Below are 17580 nucleotides of genomic sequence, written 5' to 3' on the forward strand. Positions count from 1 at the left end.
GCTCACTTGCGCCTGGCGTCAGCATCATTGAGTCGACCGGGCTCGGGGTCGCCTTGCTCGACGGTACGCGATGCGTCGGCACCACCGGCATGCCGGTCGAGCACCAGGCTGGCGGTGTTGGTGGCCAGCATCTGCCGGACCTGCAGTTCGGTCTGCAGCAGGCGTATTTCGCGCTCCAGGGTGTCGATGTTTTTCGTCAAGGCGCTCTGTGCCGGCTCGGCTGAGGCGATGTTCGGTTCGTGACTGCCCGCCAGCAGGGTGCGCAGTAGCAGCAACGCTTTGTCGAGCACACTGGACAAGGCCGTCTCACTGGCCAGGCGCCGCGCCAACAGGTCCTGATCGGGGTCGTCACGCAGGGCTTCGACCACACCACGGGTCACCGGCAGCATCGGGCTGGAGGCTTTCGCCAGGTTGTCAGGGGTAGGCGGCAGAGAGCCAGACAATAGCCCTTGCAGGGCCTTGAGGCGCTCGTTATAGGCCTCCTGGATCAGCGGCGTCAGTCCGCTGCCAGCGGTCGCACGCAGAGTTTCGCAGCTGTCGCAGGTCGCGACTTCGCTCTCGCCCAACACCCGAACGGCCCAGTCGGACTCCTCTTGGGGCAAAGCCCATGTCTGGCAAATAGCCCCTCCCAGGCAATCACTGCTACTGATCGAGGCACTGTCATCCACCGTACGGTTATGCAGCAGGTTATAGCCTGCGCGGACCACGTCGGCGGTCACCCGAATGGGCGTCTGTCCGTTACCTCCGGCCTTCGAACCGCCGACCCAGGACACCCCATTGTTGCCGTTATGGGCCTCGGTGTTTTTCACCGCTGCCACCGCATCACCTCCGGTTTGCTCCAGATTGCCCTGCATCTCCTGGTTTTTGGCCAGCGCACCCCAGCCGGCTTGACCGACCTTATCCGCCATCTTTTCGGCCATGGCCTGGCAGGTTAGCTTGGAGCGGTCGAAGTCGATCCGACCTTGCATCACCCCGTTACTGAGCAACTCATACAGACCGGGGTTGGCGCGCTGGATGATCAACGCCGGCAGCGACATCACCGCTTGGGTCGCGTTCTGCACGATGCTGCCCATGATCTGCTGGAAACCTTCGGTGACGCCGTTCAGCTGGTTTTGCAGGGTGTTGGTGAGGCTCATGTTTCCGCACATCATGTTCGCTCGCCAGGAGCCGCCGACGCCGAGACCGCTGGGTCGATAGAGCGAGCTCGGTGAGCCCACTGCCGAGCCGCCACCAATGGTGTACATCACTCGGTCGTCGAGTACTTCACCTTGAGTACCCAGACGGTAATCGCCCTCGGCGGCGTAGGCATGTGTGGCAATGGCGAGCAGTCCACAGAGCAACAGACTCATCGTGCCCAACCAGGGCCGCGCGAGAAGCCGACTCATGAAGCACCTCCTTCGAAGTCGATGCTGAACAGGAAGGTCTGTCCCTCACGTTTGCAGCAGCTATAGGGACGCCACAGCGACCAGGCGTAGCCGCCATCCGCGCTCTGTACCGGATCGCTGGGGAAGATGGCGCACGTGGGCTGCACCTGGGGGTAGAGCAATTGCCATTTGTGGGTCGAAGCGTCGTTTTCAACGATCGGGCCAGGCGGCCAGTAGCCGTCGCGTTTGGCGGGCGTGAGTGGTAAGTACACATGCGGCTGCCAGTTGTGGGTAATCACATCGCCGGCGCGTTGCGCCATGACTGCGGCCGCCTTGAAATCGTCGGGCTGTACCAGAAAGCCCTGCCGGGGATAAACGTTGCCCCACATGTTTCCCGAGACCTGACGACCAATTTCACGGATCCCCGGCATGAGCGATTCGGGGTAGAAACTTTCTGGGATGCCATGGCGCCAGGCCAGTGAGTCCAGGGTACTCAGGTAGTAAGGCATTAATGCAGTTGCACCGCTGGCGCAGGCATAGCCGGATTGCGAAGCCAGTTGCGTTGCGACCCAGCCACCGGGGTGGCCGATGCCATCAACGTTCTTGAATCGAGGCAGGTTGTCGCGGCGGGCGTTCGGCGTGATCAGGTTGCCGCCACCTTCTGCACCGCTGATGGGAGCGGAGAGGGTGGTCATCTCGGTCCAGGGGTTATTGCCGGTGGTGGCGTAGCTCGAGACGACCAGTTCAGGAATGAAATGACGAACCTTGGTCGAGGTTTTGACTGTGCAGCCGAAGGGCGTGCAGAGGAGCCAGAAACAAATACCGACGACCCTGTATTCGAGACAGTTTGGCGAAAGCACGGAGGAGGTGATGCTGACGGTGTCCAGCGCCATGCTTAGGCCGCACGCCAGCAGAATGCTTAGCGCCAAGGGCCGTAGTTTTGTGGGCGGAAGTGACGAGCAGGCAACAGGCATTATCCAGGCTCTCGGTGTATGGCCTGGGCAGGTTCGGTTAGGGACTGAAGACTGTCAGTGGGAATTATGAAGGCGGATCTATCGGATTTGTGAGGCGTGGGACTATTATTTGACGTGAAGGGAGCTGCGCAGGGTATCGGGGTCTACAAGTAGTTGATCTGTGGTGATTTCGAAAATATTGGCGAGTTTGCACAGGACCAACAGCGAGGGGTTGCCCGCGCATCGTTCGATTTGGCTGACGTAGGTGCGATCCACCTCGGCCATGAGCGCCAGCTGCTCCTGGGTAAGGTTCTTTACGCGCCGCATCCAGCGGATGTTCTCCGCCAGTTGCAGACGAAGTTGTTCGTAGTCTTGAGTCATGCGCGCAAATTGCGCCTTGAGGGACTCTCAATCCACGGGATATAGTCTACATTGGCATTGAATTAGGACATTTGGTGCCCATGCCTGTTATCGAGCGTTCATTTGGTGTCGTTAAGATTTCGAGGCTGGGTCCAGTGTCTAACAATAAAATCAGAAATCTAGGGTGCGTATGGACGAAAACTACATTTCAATTCCCGCGGCGGATGATTGCCCAAGTCTTCTGACACCTTGGGGCAGCGAATTTTCGCCGATGATCGAGCGTGGTGTGCAATGTGCCCAGGCTTGGCTTGAGGCAACGACCGATATTCCTTTGTGGTGGGAACTGGCGCAAACGCGCAAGACCTTTCCTGTCGGTGACTGCCAAGATGCCTTCGAAGCCGGTTTTCTGTTGAGAATTCAGCAACGGCTTCGGAGCGTGTCACAGTAACCCTGTTGCTTATGGGCGATTGCATCGTCTTGATCGCCCGTTTGCACTCAACCTGGCTGCATCGACACAGACCATGCAGTTTAAGAACGATTGCCGCTTCGCTGGCGCGTTTTTTCCACCGGCTGAACAACTCGGTGGGGGATTGTGCTTCCCTTATTTGGGCGCTGCACCAAGGGCGGCACTTGCTTCAAATGCCACCGGTCATGCATCGAACGTGAAAATCTCTTGAAAGGTATGGTTCCAGACGCCATTCCTCTAGAATGGAGGCTGACAGAAGTAGCTTTCGCCCTGTTACAAACAGGTTTACGTAGCTAAGATTCTGATTAAGTGCAGATTCTGCACGCTCTGAGAACGTGGAGCGCGATATGAAAGCCAAACGAGTGTTGAGTGACGATCTGGTGAGCCGACTGGAGGATAAGATCCCGGTCATGGCTGAAGGCGCCATCAATACCGCCTATATCAACGCCCTGGCTGCCGGCCGCAGTGTGATGGAAGTCATGAACGGCATGCTTGTTGAAACGACTGCTGACGGTAAGCACAAAGTCATTCGGGTGGCCAAGCCCAAGCACAAAGTGACTCTGGGTGGCGTCATTAAGGTGCGCCGTTGCTCATGACTGTCCCTCGGTTGAGGGTCTTTGCTGGACCCAACGGCTCCGGCAAGAGCACGATGAAAAGTGCCATCCCTTCCCACCTGATCGGTATCTACATTAACCCGGATGAAATCGAGAAGGCTGCCAAAGACAGCGGTCGTCTGGAGTTCAGTGATTTTCAACTGGAAGTTGAGGGTGATGAGGTCCTCGGTTTCATTAGGGAGCATCGGCTGGTCAGGTCTGCCCGGCTCGATGAGGAGGCGACCAACATAGGCTTTAGCAGCAACGGCCTGAATTTCCAGACGGTCGCGATGAACTCCTATTTTGCCTCCGTGCTCTCTGACTTCATCCGGAACAAGCTCCTCGAAGACCAGCTGTCTTTCACCTTCGAAACGGTGATGTCTAGCGACGACAAAATCGCTTTTATGCTCAAGGCAAGAGAGTCTGGATACCGAACCTACCTGTACTTTGTGGCAACTGAAGACCCTGACATCAATATCAACAGGGTCAGGAACCGTGTCGCGGCAGGTGGGCACCCAGTTCCCACAGAAAAAATTGTACAGCGCTACGGCCGTTGCCTGAGCCTGCTGCCTGTGGCTATTGCTGCTTCGGACCGGGCCTACATCTTCGATAACTCCGGTGCCGATCTGGTGCTGCTGGCCGAAGTTACGGATGGGACGGACCTTGAGTTCAGGGTTGATGAGGTCCCTGACTGGTTCATGGATGCCTACGTTGAAAAGGTGTCCAACGGCTAGCTGCCGGATTGGCCAAAGCTGGGAGCGCCACACCTCCCTTATATGGGCTCTATTCCTCGTGCGCTATCGATCCGTTCAGCTACCCGGTAAGCCGCTTCCAACTCTGAGCAACTGTTCTCCTGCATCAGTGTCCAGCGCTCGGCTTTTTCCTCGGGCTCCGTCATAGCCAGGGCGAGATAGAGGCTGGGTGGCACGGCCCGAAACAGCGTCTCGAGCTTCTTCGACAGTACGACCCCTTCGGTGTATTTGCCTGGTTCTTTGCTGGCGGACAGCAACAGGTTTTTTTGCGCTGGTGTGAGCTTCTTGAAGCGGGCGATCTCTTCGATTTCCGCCGGCGGCATGTTCAAACAAATCCACCATTCGATCATGTTGAGCATGGTCTGCGCAGCAGTGGGAAAGTCGGCAAGGTTTTGCGTCGCCAGCCAGAACCACGCGCCAAGTTTGCGCCACATCTTCGTACCCTTGACCACGAACGGTGCCAATAATGGGTTCTTGGTGACGATATGGCCTTCGTCGGTGACCATGATGATCGGCCGCCCGAGGTACTGGTCGCGCTCGGCAAGGTTGTTCACGGTGTTCATCAGGCTGATGTAGCTGATGGACATCTGTGCCTCATAGCCTTCGCGAGCGTAAGTGGCCAGGTCGACAATGGTCACATCGCTCTCGGGCCAAGGCGTGCCCTCGCGATCGAACAGTTCGCCCTCGAAACCCTGGCAAAACAAGTCGATGGACTCGCCCATTTCCTGGGCACGCTCACGACGCTTCTCCGGCAAATGCGGGTCAGCGGCGACGCGCAGCAAGGCGTCGCGCACGTTGCGGGTCAGTACCTGGCGGTCCGCTGCGACACAGGTATGTGCTGCATCGAGGATACACTCGCGGATCAAGCTGCGATCGGCCCGGCTTAGGCGGGCTTCTTCCTCGGCCTCGCCGCCGGTGATCATCAGGCGGGCGGTGATCTCCAATTCGCCGAGAACATCGCGCCGGTCTTCGTGACTGGCTACCGCCTCATCGTCCAGCTCATCGATCGACAGACTCGCGACCTGATCCGGCTGCTCGACCAGGCGCCAAGCATCGACAAAGGGCGCGAGACTGACCGAGGCACCAGGTTTCAATTGGAGCTTGTTTACCGACAGGCCCTGTGTCGCGAAGTAGTCACCCTGCAAACCAAACGAATTGCCGGCCTCGACGATAAATAAGCGAGGACGGTACACGGCCATGACCTGCATCAGCAGGGTGACCAGGGTGGCCGACTTGCCGGCACCGGTGGGACCGAATAACAGCAAATGACCATTCATGGCCCGGTCCAGGCGTGACAACGGATCGAAGCTCAGTGGCGACCCCCCGCGGTTGAACAGGGTGATGCCTGGGTGGCCAGTGCCGGTGCTGCGGCCCCAGACTGGAACGAGGTTCGCCAGGTGCTGGGCGAACATCAGGCGTGTGTACCAGTTGCGCGTGTCGCGGGCTGGGTTGTAAACCATCGGTAACCAACGCAGGTAACTGTTGCAGGCGGCGACTTCATCGCCTTCGCGTACCGGTTGCAGCCCCGCACCCAACAGCGCGTTGGCCAGGCTGACCGAGCGCTGGTGCAATTGCTGCTCATCGTGACCGCGCACGTAGAACGCCAGGGTGCCGCGATACAGCTTGTGCTGGCGACCGATGATCGTACGAGCCTCTTCAACATCTTGGCGGGTCTGGGTCGAGGCTAGGTTTTCACCGATGGCTTTGCGGGCAAGGCGGTTCAACTGATCCTCAAGTACATCCTGCGGTTTGACCACCAAGGTCAGACTCATCACCGTGCCTTCGGGTAACTGGTCGAACAGGGCATTCACCGCGTCGCCCTTGCGAGTTTCTCCGGTGAGTTGACCAATCAAGGGCGCCCGGCGAAGCTTGTCCACCACCATGACCCGGTGGGGCTGATCGTCAAAAAACCAGAGTCCGTGCTGCACATCCGAACGCGGTTCGTTGAAGAACAGCCGCTCGGCAAAGTCATGATCGAAGGGCAGTTCCAGCGACTCGCCCTCGGCAGACTCCGGATAGGCAACGCGTTGGTAGAACTCCTCGGGCGCTTCATTGGTTAGCGTGGGCGCAGGATTGAACCAGGGCACTAACCAGGCATAAAGACCTCGGCCATCGACTCGTGTCGATTGCACCCCGCACGCCTGCAACGAAGCCGCGATACGTTCGCAAGCTTGTTGCAGGGATTGCACTGGAGTGAGTCCCGTCTCCTCAGCGTCAGACTCAAGCCAGCGATAGATCACCAGGCGCACCCGTCGGTTATTGCCACGCCAGGATAGGCGCGTAACCACCTTATCCTCAAACAGACCACCGGGCTTGGTGATGGCCTTCAGATGACGACGGCTGAGCTCCAAATATGCTTGGGTGAAGACCGTGCCTCGCGCGCTGTCCCGGATATAGTCGGTGAGTCGGGTCAGATAGGGGGTGAAATCGTTGTCGTCCTGGCAGAAAAACTGCGCCACCCAAGGCGCTTGATCCAACTCGTCAAAGCTATCCTGCAGGGCATCCTCGAGGGCATCGCGGGCCGCCATCAGCCAATCGGGTTCGCGCCCTTCGGTGCCGATGGGCAGCAACTCGAACACCGCACCCACCGAACGATTGTCATCGAGCAGAAAACACTGCTCAGTGTCGAGGTACTCGACCCAAGGCAGGTGATCGGTGAAGCTGGGGTTGTGCGCATACAGTGCGGTTTCATCGGCTAAGGTCACGCGCGGGCGCGACGGGTTGCGCCAAGCTTTCCACGCGTGAGTGCGGTTGCCCGAATCGCCGGTACGCACTACAAGTCTTCCTGACGTTCACCAGGTAATGCGTACTGCACCCGTTGGTAGAACGGAAAGACGGTTGAGTAACCCGGGACCGGTGCTTGCTCGGTACCGCTCAGGTGCGGATACACGTACAGCACTAGATCGGGATTGGGCAGGCGAGGGAACAGGTTGCGGATCTCATTCGCCGCTGTGCGAGTGTACGGTTCCTGGAGAGAAGAGGAGAAATCTGCCTGAGCCAGCGGGCAGCGTAACTGTTGCCGAGCCTCCAACAGTTGCTGCTGAGTTCCTTGTGAACCGGCGCCGTTCCAGATGTCCAGCATGGTTTGCTCGCCATGGGGCAAAAGCGTTTCCTTATCGGTGGAACACCCCGTCAGGACCCAGCAGAGCAAGCTAATCCAGGTCAGGCAGAGAAGCATGGTCTTTTTCATGGCGAACGCTCCGGCCCTTGGGCTCGTAGTCGATGGTGATCTCATGGTCAAGGTGCAGTGCGACCTGTGCTGCAGGTGGTACGTACACGGCAGCAAAGGCTTCGCCATACAGTTTGTTCACCCACTCGCGGATGTCGCTGACCCCACCACTGAGGATTGAATTCAGCGCGCTGTTGCCCGTGCTGTTGGTGACCCCGAAGGCACTGCCGCCCGAACTGATCACGCTGCTGTTGTTCCGCTCATCCCCGAGCAGGGCAGCGACCCCGGCGCCGGCTGCGGTGATCAAGCTCTGGCTGCCGAGGTACTGTTGGGCGTTCGAGCGGCGCTCGCCGGCAATGCAAGGAATGCCATACGGATCGGACAAGTAACCGAGTCCACCGCGGATCTTGTCAGTGTTCGAGCTCTGGGTGGTGGAGGCATTGCGGCTGGCTACCGCCTTTGGCTGAGGCACCGTGCGGATGGTGCCATCGGTAAACACAAAGGTGATTGACTCGACCTGTCCGCGTACGCAAGACAGGGTCCAATCACCGGACGCCGTGCCGCTCATCACGGCACCCGCGACGTCTGGCAGGTCGATGCCGTTGGCGGTCAGGTTCTCAGGGCCAACCAGCACTTTGAAGGGATAGGGATCATTCACAGTGCCGTCCACCGGGACGCGGCCGATCAGCGCGGTCATGGCGACTGAGCCCATCAATGTCGCGTTTTCGGGGATGGTGTAGACCGGCTTCGCCCCTTCGGTTCGGTCAACGGATCGCGTCAGGTCACGCTCACCCTTGGTGACTGCACGTAGCTGTTTCTGGCTGCGATCAATAGGATTGTCTTTCAAGCCTTCCAGTGAGTTGAAGGCGGTAGGCAGACTCAATGCGGGGGAGGAGGTCTTGGTTTTGCCTCGGGTGTCGGTGCCCGAAGCATCCGAGGGTTCAATCCACTGCAGCGCATCATTGGCAGGATGCTGTCCGTCAAACTGAGCACCGTCGCCAGGCTCGATCCCCAATCCGATTGGCATATCCTTGCCTTTGCCGGTCAGCCCCGACAACTGATCCTGCAATTGCGTGAGCAGGCCGCGAGCCTGACGACTGTCTTGTTCCGCTTTGAGTCGGGCCTCGTTGGCTTGGCGGCGGCCTTCGTCGACCTGCTGGGTCACACTGCCAAGCGCGGTCTGGATACGCGAATCGACACTGTTTTCCCGCTCGCGTAGGCGGTTGTTTTCCGTCTGCAATGAGTCATTGTGTTTCTTCAAACCGAGCATGTCGCTGCGCATGGCCTTCACCTGGCCGACCAGGGTGGCGACCGTGTCGCGTGGGGTATCGCCTGCAATGCCGAGCGACTTGGCTTGCTCGGCGGATAATTGAATATTGCCCTGATCAACTGGGTGCTCTGGAGAAGGTGTGCTGCCACCCGGGACCCAGGTTTTCAGGATGATCAGCACCACGCCCAACAGCGCAGCCGGTACCAGCCATTTGAGCAAGGCGTTAGCTTTCATCGTCAGCACCTCGCGCAACGGGCGGGAGCAGCACGGCTTGCTCGAGGCCGGCACCGCGGGTGACCAGGTAGGCGATCGTGGTGTCTTCAGCGCTGCCGACAGGCCCGAGGAAAGCATGCTGGAAGGCCGCGGCGAACAGCTTGGCCTGAAGTCGACGCGGATCGAGTTGCACCGTCTCTGAACCACGATTGCGCAATTTCACCGCCGTCACCCAGTAATCACCGAGTCGCCAGACGGCGATGGGTGTGCTGGACACGTTTTCGGTCGGCAGCAGGGTCGGCAGTTCGGTACGCAGCTTGAGCGGGACGCGGCGTACACCGGGCAGGGACTCCACGGTGCGCAGCGGCGCGTACAGGCTTTGCGCGGCGTAGCGCGTCAAAGCGACCGGGATCGGTGTGTGTTCTGGAACAGGGACGGTGCTAGATTCAGCCTCGGTAGCTTGCCCCTGAGCATTCTTGAGAATACGTACGGGCTCCAGCGGTTGATCGCCGGGAGTGGCCGCGATATCCAGGAGGATAATCTCGCCCGTCGTGACCGATTGCAGTTGCAGTCGTGTCGGTGCAATGGCTTCTGACGCGCGCAGGTACAGCGTGCCGCCAGTTGATTGCACACGCAGTTTGCCTGTCAGGGTTGAGGGCACACCGACGCGAACAGCCTCATCGATAAAGACCACTCGTTCCTGATTGATCACCAGCGGGACCGCGAGGGGGAGGCGTTCCCAGTGCATCAGCTCGACGGCCTGCGCTACAGCTCCCCATAGCATCAGTGCAACGGTGAGTCCCAGGGTAGAAATCCGCTTCATGGCTCACCTCCAGGCAGGGAGATTTTTTGCGGAGTGCCCTGGTAACAATCCAGTGCCAGCCCCCACTTATTGCGTTCGGGGTCCAGATCAAAACGCACCACGCGCAATGGATACCGCACCACCACCCGTTTCACCGGTTCGGCGGCGTAATATTCATCGGCATTGAGATCGAGCTTGACCAGCCAGCTGTCGCGGTCGAGTTGCTTGACCCTGAGTTCCGGATCTTCGCTGTAGCCTCGGCCCAGAATTTCGTAGACGCCACGCACCCGCTGGCGCAGCTCGCCGGCGGCCTTGCGGTACTCATAATCACCGTCGAGGAAGGCCTTGCAGGCGGGTGTCAGGTAGGACTGCAAGCCATAGATGGCGCGGCGATAATCCTGCTCGCCATCCGAAGGCCAGCGGTTGAGTTGGCCAAAGATGTACAGGGCAAAGGCATAGACATTCTCTGGGGGGACATCCCACCACTTGCGAGTGCTGCCCGAGCGCAGATCCGGGGGGACATGCACCGTCAGATCGGTCGGTGCCGAGCGCCAGCCATACCAAAGTCCGGCACAGACCAGGGCCAGAATCACTACCGCCAGACGCAGGCTGAAGATGTGGGCGTGTTGGGCATCCACCTTGTTCCGAAAACGATTCATGGTTGCCACCGGAACAGGGCAGGGCGCAGTCGACGCGAACGGCGAATCGTCCAGGCGCCGGAGTGGAGAATCAAACTTCCGCGCCCCAGGCGCCAACGGCTGGCGAGTATCCATTCGAGCTTGCGGTACAACCAGGTCTCGGGGCGAGCCCGTTTGGCCCGACGCAAAAGCGTACCACCGGCAAATAACACCAGCGCCATGCTTGCGATCATGCTGGTCGGCGCAACGGCAATAGACGAGGTGACGATCCCTAGAGGAACGCCCAGCAGCAGGCCAATGGCGGCGCCAGTGCCGAGAGCTACCCACATCTCATCATTGGTCAAACCGCGCAGTACGGCAGGATCGCGGTTGAGTCGCTCCGGCAGAAAGACCAAGGTGCCGTCGGCAAGGCGTTCGATAGTGTCGTTCATGTCGACCTCACAGAATCGCGGCGGCCTTGGTCAGGAACCAGATGATGATCACCACCAACAGGGCGCCGATGCCGACCACCGCGCCGAGGTCCTTCCAGGTCTTGCGCTGGTTCTGCACGTCGGCATAGACAGTTAGGGAATGCCAAGCCACCCCGAGAAAAGCGAGCAGGGCGATCAACAAACCGAGCAGGATGCCGCCGTCATAGGCGTAGTTTTTGATCGTCTCGATCAACCCGGAACCTTCACCACGCGAAGGAGCCTCCATGGTGGGAAGCTCGGCAAAAGCCAGGCTTGGGCCGAGCACCAACAGCAGGCCGATCAAGCGCTGGCTGGCACGATCACGCAGGTTGTTTTTTAGAGGGGTAAAGCACTTGAGCATGGCAGTGATCTCCTGGATTAGGACAGCGTGAAGAACATCAGGACTAGTAGGGCGAGCAAAACACGTGCGGCGCTGCCGCCAAACGCGCCGAAGCGCACACTGCCGGTGGCCCAGCCCCGGTAAGCCGTCCACATCACCCAGGTGCACCAGAGCAAAGCCAGGACGAGAACCAGGGACAACCAGAGTGTCGAACTGCTCTGTGCCGAGAAACCGGAGGCGTTTTGGAACGCTGCGGTCTGAGCGTCGGTCATGCTCATGGCGACGGTTCCACGGACGGGATGTCGAGGCGGTAATCGCCGACCAGCTCACCAGCGTCGTGAGGTTGAGCACGGGAGGGCGACAGATAGTTCTGCATTCCTTGGCGAATGCGTTGGATGTCCTGAGACAGGCGGGGATAGTCGAAGCGATAGCGTTCGTTTGGTTCGGAGGTCCTGGCTACCTTAGCTTGCGCCGCAAGGCGCTCAATAGTGTCGACCTGCTGCTGAACTAGGCTGAGCTGCTCGCGCTCATGAGCAGATGCGGCATAGCCGCCGCTATGGAACGTCATCAATATGAGCAGTAGGCAGATTCGGAAAAATGTAGTCGGCATGTGGATAGCCCATTTGGAGATGGGGCCAGCATTCAACTAACGTCCAGGACTCAGCAGTAAGAAACACGAAACACGCTGCGTCATTTTATTTCGATACAGTCTCTGATCGTGGAGCGAGTTCGAACACCGTATCGAGAGCTACGAAACGCGGAAAAATGACACGATTGGACCGCAAGTACAGCATTGGTTACTCATGAAAAACGATTAGTAGCCGTTAACTTTTGATTCCGCTAACAGCATTGTTAGCGGGGCGCAGATAAGCGCGGACGAAATCAGTTAACGAAGAGTGATAGCAGAGAGTGAACATCCAACAAGCAATTCGGCGGTACCGTATTCGACAGGCCGTGGGCTTCTCCTTGATGGTCTTCGGGGGGCTATTTTATTTGGTTTCATCGTTGATTTTTCTGCACCATCAAGCAGAGACTCTCGCGAGCACAAAATTTTTTGGGCATTTGGGAGGGGTTGTGCAAAATTTAGTAGCCGATGTTTACCAGGTCACATCACCCTACATCGGTTTTGTATGGGAGCACGCGCCTACCCTCAGCCAGGAAAACCCGCTCAGCTATGGAAATTTGCTGTTTTTCGGTTTGCTGGGTGTGATGATTATTGGAAAGCAAATTCTCCTTTCCGCTAGCCAACTCAAGAGGCGTGTTCAGGTTCAATTCGAACGTCTTGAGGAAGCTCAGTGGCGCAACTCGATGCAAAATGGAGCAGCCACCCAAGTCAACGCAAATCAGATCGGGCAGATCAATTTTTATCAGCAGTCTATGCCGCCGTCCCCTAGCGGTGATTGGTGGCAGCGGCCGTTGGGTATTGTTGGTTTGTCTATTATTGGCGGTTATGTCGTCGCGATTTTGGCTAAATTCACCGGAATGGTTTAACACGTCAGCGTTACATTTTATTAAATGTATTTTTTAAACGTCGCCGCGGTGATGGCTGTCGTTATTCCGAGCATCATCGCGCAAGGCAAAAAGACGGCCATAGGATTGAGCGAAAAGGGCAGGGACAGATACATGATCCAGGGTACGAGCAGCAGGGGTATCACTGCTCGTTTAGCTCGGTGATAGACAAAACTGCTTTCTCGCCCGGCTCCAAACTTGCGCAGGTCGCGGCGCATCAAACCATCGACAAAACCGGTGAACGAGGCCAACAAAAATAGCGGTGTGGCCAGAGCCAAGATGGTTAGGCGCACTACGAAGGTAAAGGTCACATACACCGCCGCCAGTACGAAATCCTCAATGCTCACGTAGAGCTGATTCGCCCAGCTCCAGAAGCCATTGCCCTGGCCCGAAACCCGCGCCTGCCGGGCAAAATCCTCAAAGCCAGTCTTGACCAGCAGCCACTGATTGAGGAGCTCCAGCCACTGGACAATTGTTTTCCCAGGCTGTTGGATGAGAAGTGAAGCTTTGAAGTGCTCGCTGAGCCAGCCCAACTCACTGGTTAGCATAGCCTGACTATGCCGCCAGCCCTGATCACCCCAGAACAGTAGCAGCCCGGCGAACTCGATGAGGATCGAGAACAGCAACGAGGCAATCAGCAAACCGATGATGCGCAGGACTAGGCTGATCGTCGAGATGATCAATCCCGGACGCTGGATCGGTTGTGGCGGCGTGTTCTGGGTGGAAGTCGCCATAGTTCACCCCATTGCGCGCTGCAGAGTTGATGTGGGCAATACGTCTCCTGGATCGTTTTCTGCTGAATCGAAACCTGTTGTGGGGTAGGGCTACCCCACCTGATCCAGATCGAAGTTGGTAGTTGGGCCGCCACCGCTTGCGCTCCACCATTGCCCCGCCTGCGCGTTATAGGCCGCCCGCATCCGTTGAGTGAGTTCCTGTAGGTCCTTGGGCATGGCGTCGACGTTGGAGGGTTTTGGCAACGGCATGCGGACTTTCCAGAGCTGCCCACCGGCCTGGAAGGAGAACATTTGCCCCTTGGGCAAACTGACGATATGAGCAGGCTCGATCAGCGGCACACTGGTGCTGCTGACACGGTCCTGGGAGGACGAGGTGAAGTCCGTGTTGGCGTCCGGATCGGATGTGTCCGTCGCACCCGACATCAGGGTCTTGGTCAGCACGTTAACCTTGGGTAACTGCTGGGTGAGCAGTTCAGCGGTGGCGGTTTCGCGCACGCGGAGCATCTGCAGGGTGTTGAAGTTGCCAATCACCTGGCCAGCTTTGGCGCGGTTGCCGATACGTGCTTCGATATCGCTGAGGGTCTGGGTGTAGGCGGTTACCTGGATACCGGCGCCGCCACCCTTGTTGATCAGGGGGATGAACTCATCGCCCATCAATTCGTTGAACTCATCAGCGTGCAGGTTTATCGGCAGCTTGTCACTGCTGCTGCCTGATGGGGGCAGGCCGTGGTCAATGCCATGTTTGTAGATGTGGCCCGCGACCGAGACCAAATCAGCGAACATGGAGTTGCCCACAGCGGCTGCGACTTCGGCGTCGGTCAGCGCATCCAGGCCGACGTAAACGATGCCGCGTTTGCGAATGATCTGCATCCAGTCGAAGATTGGTCGCGGGTCATCTAGGTCGGTGTAGTTGGGGGCCAGCAGTTGGGCGGTCTTGCCGGTGGTGAGTTTCTCCAGCAGCGGCAGCAGCGAAGCAACGATTTTGTCGAAGTAGGTGCGGTCGTAACGTACTGCCGAGCGCAGTCCATCCAGCACCGGATCGAATACCCGTTTCACCGCCAGGTACTGTTCGATGGCCACCACACGCTTTTCGCGTCCCACCATATGCCGGGGAATGTTCTTCTCAGTGAGTTTGCCTTCCAGTTGGACGATCACTTCCCAGGCTTTCGGATCGGTCTTGGCGAAAAACTGCTGAGCGTATTCGATGAACAGCGCGTCTATATTGACCACATGTCGCTGGATCTGCAGGTAGTCTGGGCGCCGGCCCAACTCGATCAAAGCCCGGGCAATGATGTTGACAAAGCGCCAGGCGAACTCGCGAAAGGCTGCGGAGTTGCCTTCGCCACTGAGTTGCCCAGCGATGCGCGATGCTACCTCCGAGATGCGCCCGAAACGTCCCACCGCGTTGTAACGCGCGGAGATCTCTGGCCAGCCTAGATGGAAAACATAGAATTCCTTTTCCCGACCGGCCCGTTTGGCTTCGACGTACATGCGTTTGAGCAGGTCGGCATCGCCCTTCGGATCGAAGACGATGACCACCTCATGTTCGACGCGGTGAATGTCCTGGGTGATGTACACCTCGGCGAGTCGCGTCTTGCCGACACGGGTAGTGCCCAGCACCAGGGTGTGTCCGACCCGTTCGCCCAGCGGCAGACTGACTTCCGTTTCGTTGGGCTCGACCCCATGCAACAGAGGCGAGCCACCGACTGGGGGTAAAGGGCGCAACGGATTGAAGGCACTGTCCCAGGCGGTGACACGGGCCAGTATCGAGAGCGGAAACGGTGCATGCTCCAGGCGCCGTTCGAGTTCACGGGCCAGCCGGTAGTGGGTCGGTTGGTCGACATAATGGGCGACCGCCGGATCCTGGGCCTCGACCAAGCGCTGGGTGTGCAGGCGGGTCCAGCGAAAGCCGCGACCCATGAACAAACGCTTACGACTGACCGGAATCTGCCGGCTGGTCAGCTCGTAGCGGGGCAGCCGGCGGATATTGCGCCGATAGCGCAACACCTCCCAGGCTTGTCGCAGGCGGATCAGGCCGAACAGGGTATAGGCCAGCGCCGCAACCTGCCCGATCTCGGGTGACAGGGCCACGGCCCAGGGCGAGTACACGCACAACACCGCGGCGGCGATGCAGATTGTTACGGTGTACAACTCGACCGCTGGCCGGAGCTTGGACTCCATCGCATGCTCGGCCATGACCTGACTCACTGTCCCAATGAGGTGGCGGTGATCAAGACGGGGTAGTGCAAAATCTGCAGGCGGGTGGCGATGTCGTTGCCGTTGACCGGCAGGATGGTGATGTCTGGAGCGGCTGCGCGAATTCGGGCCAGGGCTTCAGTGTCGGCTACTTCGACGGCGAGGCCAGCCGCGCCCATTTCCTGCAGTTCAGCAGCGCGCTGACGCAGCCAAGTCAGCGACAGGGGATCGTCACCGACCAGAAAAAATGGCCGCAAGCCCGGCATGTTCAGGGCGCGATACGTGATCTGGCCGGGGCTCAAGTGGGGGCTACGGATGGGCAGTATCCAGGCTTCATCGGCAAACGTGGACAGGTCCGCATGCATGGCCCGATCAGGCTGGATCTTGTTGTTTATTAGCGGCCTGGCAACTTGAAAATGGTGTCGGGTGAAGTCGCTAGGCTGATCCCCGGCTACGGTCAGTTCCGGCTGGGCGAAAGATACCAAAAGCAGGATGAAATAACAGGCGATGGGGATTCGCTTCATGGTGGTGTGCCCTGTTTGAAAGAAACCAGCAACCGTTCGAGTTGCCGGGAAAAGCCGGCGCGGTAACGCGCGGCCGGCGTTCCTCCTGCCGGGCGGTGATATCGGCCGGCAGCTGATACCCAATCACCGGTGGTGGCGTGATGCTCCTGCAACAGCGCGGCGGTCACGGCGAGATTTCGGTAAGGGTCAAGGGCTTCGCAGGGGCTGGAATAACGTTGCCCGTGGTAACCCAGGTTGGTTTGTCCAAGACCGACATCGACCCGCTTGGCGTCATGTCGCGCGAGCGCCTGAAGTAAGGCGTGACAGGCGGCCTGGCGAGTGGCGAAGCGGTAGGGTATTCCGGCGATGTTCAGGGTCCAGGGCCAGGGCAGCAATCGACCACGGACGTGGATACCACTCTCCTGCAGGGCAATTGCGAATAGCACCATAGAAGGGATGTCGGCGTCATGCGCCGCCAATTGATAGGCCGGAGGCGGAAGTTGGTCGGCCTGGACGGCGAGCACCGTCAGCACCAGCGCAAGACCACTCAGTCGAGGCGTTGCCATTGTCCATTCACCTGTTGAAATGTGGCAGGCATTGGCCCCGGGGCACCCAGGCTGAACCAGCGACCACGGTCATGGTTCAGGGTGATCTGCCGGCGTTGAACCTTGACGGGATCGATGCCCGCTTGCCGAGCCCAGCTACGGACGCGTTCATCCTCGCCTTGGCTGCCCACCAGGTAGATATCGAACGCCGTGTCGCTGCTTTGCAGACGCTGGGCTTCGGCGGTACACGCTGAGCAGTGGTCCTCCACAAATAGAGCCTGGCGCGGCGCGGCCGCTGAGCTGATAGGGGGCGGGGATGCCATGCCCTGGATCGGTAGCAGCCCGGGAAACAGCTTGGTCCAGGCCGCGGCGTAAGCGTTTTGGTAGGCCAACTCGCGCTCGGCGCGTTTGGCTTCCAGCGCTACCTGTAATTCGGCATAGCGCTGGCGCTCTTGGTCGGTCTGGGCCTCAACCCCGAGCGCGGTCAACGGATCGAGGTTCGGGCTCCAGAAACCGCGTGGGCCGGATTGGATCTGTTCGAAGCGCGTCCACTCCTGCCCCGTCAGGCCCCAGCTCGCTGCCTGTTCAGAGTCAGAGCGCCCCAGCGGAGCAGACTGCGTGTCCTGGGTCTGTGACTGTGTCGTGACGGGGTTGCCCATCGCAGCGTCCATGGCCAGTAGCGAAGCGAGACAGACGACGGTGGGCAGTAGCGCTCTGTTCATGA

The 17580-nt window shown here is 59.0% G+C and carries 21 protein-coding genes; 4 read left to right on the top strand and 17 right to left on the bottom strand.

What is annotated here, in order from left to right; genetic code table 11:
- Positions 1 to 2 precede the first annotated feature (2 nt).
- The 3 genes from ORL50_RS09475 to ORL50_RS09485 all read right to left on the bottom strand — a co-directional run bounded on the left by ORL50_RS09475 (position 3) and on the right by ORL50_RS09485 (position 2698).
- On the bottom strand, positions 3 to 1385 hold the full coding sequence (locus ORL50_RS09475; protein WP_150580267.1) for an integrating conjugative element protein: 1383 nt from the start codon (positions 1383 to 1385) through the stop codon (positions 3 to 5).
- Positions 1382 to 2338, bottom strand: coding sequence for a TIGR03756 family integrating conjugative element protein (locus tag ORL50_RS09480; protein ID WP_150580266.1), 957 nt, complete (start codon positions 2336 to 2338; stop codon positions 1382 to 1384). The genes ORL50_RS09475 and ORL50_RS09480 overlap by 4 nt, the downstream gene beginning before the upstream one ends.
- 105 nt (positions 2339 to 2443) lie before the next feature.
- The gene (locus ORL50_RS09485) at positions 2444 to 2698 is read right to left on the bottom strand and encodes a helix-turn-helix domain-containing protein (RefSeq protein ID WP_096116161.1); all 255 of its coding nucleotides are present in this window, start codon (positions 2696 to 2698) and stop codon (positions 2444 to 2446) included.
- Between the two features lie 169 nt (positions 2699 to 2867).
- Here ORL50_RS09485 and ORL50_RS09490 point away from each other — a divergent pair, with 169 nt between their 5' ends.
- From ORL50_RS09490 to ORL50_RS09500, 3 genes are all read left to right on the top strand, one after another.
- A complete protein-coding gene (locus ORL50_RS09490) occupies positions 2868 to 3125 on the top strand; it encodes a LasR-specific antiactivator QslA (protein WP_096116162.1) in 258 nt (85 codons plus the stop codon).
- A gap of 365 nt (positions 3126 to 3490) precedes the next feature.
- Positions 3491 to 3739 carry a hypothetical protein gene (locus ORL50_RS09495; protein ID WP_020300912.1) on the top strand — a complete coding sequence of 83 codons (249 nt, stop codon included), beginning with the start codon at positions 3491 to 3493 and terminating at the stop codon, positions 3737 to 3739.
- Positions 3736 to 4470, top strand: a complete 735-nt coding sequence (locus ORL50_RS09500) for an ATPase (protein WP_150580265.1) — start codon at positions 3736 to 3738, stop codon at positions 4468 to 4470. Before ORL50_RS09495 ends, ORL50_RS09500 begins: the two co-directional genes overlap by 4 nt.
- 38 nt (positions 4471 to 4508) lie before the next feature.
- Here ORL50_RS09500 and ORL50_RS09505 read toward each other — a convergent pair whose 3' ends face one another.
- Genes ORL50_RS09505 through ORL50_RS09545 form a run of 9 tightly spaced genes read right to left on the bottom strand, consistent with a single transcriptional unit; the run spans position 4509 to position 11979 of the window.
- Positions 4509 to 7262 carry a conjugative transfer ATPase gene (locus tag ORL50_RS09505; protein ID WP_150580264.1) on the bottom strand — a complete coding sequence of 918 codons (2754 nt, stop codon included), beginning with the start codon at positions 7260 to 7262 and terminating at the stop codon, positions 4509 to 4511.
- Entirely contained in the window at positions 7262 to 7678 is a 417-nt protein-coding gene (locus tag ORL50_RS09510) for a TIGR03751 family conjugal transfer lipoprotein (RefSeq protein ID WP_150580263.1), read from the bottom strand. Before ORL50_RS09510 ends, ORL50_RS09505 begins: the two co-directional genes overlap by 1 nt.
- Positions 7641 to 9161 (bottom strand): TIGR03752 family integrating conjugative element protein, encoded by a 1521-nt coding sequence (locus tag ORL50_RS09515; protein WP_194690356.1) that lies wholly within the window; start codon positions 9159 to 9161, stop codon positions 7641 to 7643. The genes ORL50_RS09510 and ORL50_RS09515 overlap by 38 nt, the downstream gene beginning before the upstream one ends.
- Positions 9151 to 9963 carry a TIGR03749 family integrating conjugative element protein gene (locus ORL50_RS09520; protein WP_150580261.1) on the bottom strand — a complete coding sequence of 271 codons (813 nt, stop codon included), beginning with the start codon at positions 9961 to 9963 and terminating at the stop codon, positions 9151 to 9153. Before ORL50_RS09520 ends, ORL50_RS09515 begins: the two co-directional genes overlap by 11 nt.
- Positions 9960 to 10601, bottom strand: coding sequence for a PFL_4703 family integrating conjugative element protein (locus ORL50_RS09525; RefSeq protein WP_020300906.1), 642 nt, complete (start codon positions 10599 to 10601; stop codon positions 9960 to 9962). The genes ORL50_RS09520 and ORL50_RS09525 overlap by 4 nt, the downstream gene beginning before the upstream one ends.
- Positions 10598 to 11011 carry a TIGR03750 family conjugal transfer protein gene (locus tag ORL50_RS09530; protein WP_020300905.1) on the bottom strand — a complete coding sequence of 138 codons (414 nt, stop codon included), beginning with the start codon at positions 11009 to 11011 and terminating at the stop codon, positions 10598 to 10600. The genes ORL50_RS09525 and ORL50_RS09530 overlap by 4 nt, the downstream gene beginning before the upstream one ends.
- Before the next feature lie 7 nt (positions 11012 to 11018).
- Complete coding sequence (locus tag ORL50_RS09535; RefSeq protein WP_020300904.1) at positions 11019 to 11390, bottom strand: TIGR03745 family integrating conjugative element membrane protein; 372 nt, start codon at positions 11388 to 11390, stop codon at positions 11019 to 11021.
- A 17-nt stretch (positions 11391 to 11407) separates the two neighbouring features.
- Positions 11408 to 11647, bottom strand: a complete 240-nt coding sequence (locus tag ORL50_RS09540; RefSeq protein ID WP_020300903.1) for a TIGR03758 family integrating conjugative element protein — start codon at positions 11645 to 11647, stop codon at positions 11408 to 11410.
- A complete protein-coding gene (locus ORL50_RS09545) occupies positions 11644 to 11979 on the bottom strand; it encodes an integrative conjugative element protein, RAQPRD family (protein WP_020300902.1) in 336 nt (111 codons plus the stop codon). The genes ORL50_RS09540 and ORL50_RS09545 overlap by 4 nt, the downstream gene beginning before the upstream one ends.
- Positions 11980 to 12278: 299 nt before the next feature.
- Here ORL50_RS09545 and ORL50_RS09550 point away from each other — a divergent pair, with 299 nt between their 5' ends.
- The gene (locus ORL50_RS09550; protein WP_020300901.1) at positions 12279 to 12860 is read left to right on the top strand and encodes a hypothetical protein; all 582 of its coding nucleotides are present in this window, start codon (positions 12279 to 12281) and stop codon (positions 12858 to 12860) included.
- A gap of 20 nt (positions 12861 to 12880) precedes the next feature.
- Here the strand turns inward: ORL50_RS09550 and ORL50_RS09555 are convergent, their stop codons facing one another.
- The 5 genes from ORL50_RS09555 to ORL50_RS09575 all read right to left on the bottom strand — a co-directional run bounded on the left by ORL50_RS09555 (position 12881) and on the right by ORL50_RS09575 (position 17578).
- Entirely contained in the window at positions 12881 to 13612 is a 732-nt protein-coding gene (locus tag ORL50_RS09555; RefSeq protein WP_032903626.1) for a TIGR03747 family integrating conjugative element membrane protein, read from the bottom strand.
- Positions 13613 to 13702: 90 nt separating this feature from the next.
- Complete coding sequence (traD, locus tag ORL50_RS09560; RefSeq protein ID WP_020300899.1) at positions 13703 to 15808, bottom strand: type IV conjugative transfer system coupling protein TraD; 2106 nt, start codon at positions 15806 to 15808, stop codon at positions 13703 to 13705.
- Between the two features lie 8 nt (positions 15809 to 15816).
- Positions 15817 to 16332: an integrating conjugative element protein gene (locus ORL50_RS09565; RefSeq protein ID WP_020300898.1), complete on the bottom strand. Its 516-nt coding sequence runs from the start codon at positions 16330 to 16332 to the stop codon at positions 15817 to 15819.
- Positions 16329 to 16877 (bottom strand): lysozyme family protein, encoded by a 549-nt coding sequence (locus tag ORL50_RS09570; RefSeq protein WP_020300897.1) that lies wholly within the window; start codon positions 16875 to 16877, stop codon positions 16329 to 16331. Before ORL50_RS09570 ends, ORL50_RS09565 begins: the two co-directional genes overlap by 4 nt.
- Positions 16859 to 17578, bottom strand: coding sequence for a TIGR03759 family integrating conjugative element protein (locus tag ORL50_RS09575; protein ID WP_032903628.1), 720 nt, complete (start codon positions 17576 to 17578; stop codon positions 16859 to 16861). Before ORL50_RS09575 ends, ORL50_RS09570 begins: the two co-directional genes overlap by 19 nt.
- Positions 17579 to 17580: the final 2 nt, after the last annotated feature.

Origin of the sequence: Pseudomonas sp. RIT-562 (assembly GCF_026241895.1) — a bacterium.
In the GTDB taxonomy this organism is placed as follows: domain Bacteria; phylum Pseudomonadota; class Gammaproteobacteria; order Pseudomonadales; family Pseudomonadaceae; genus Aquipseudomonas; species Aquipseudomonas mandelii_F.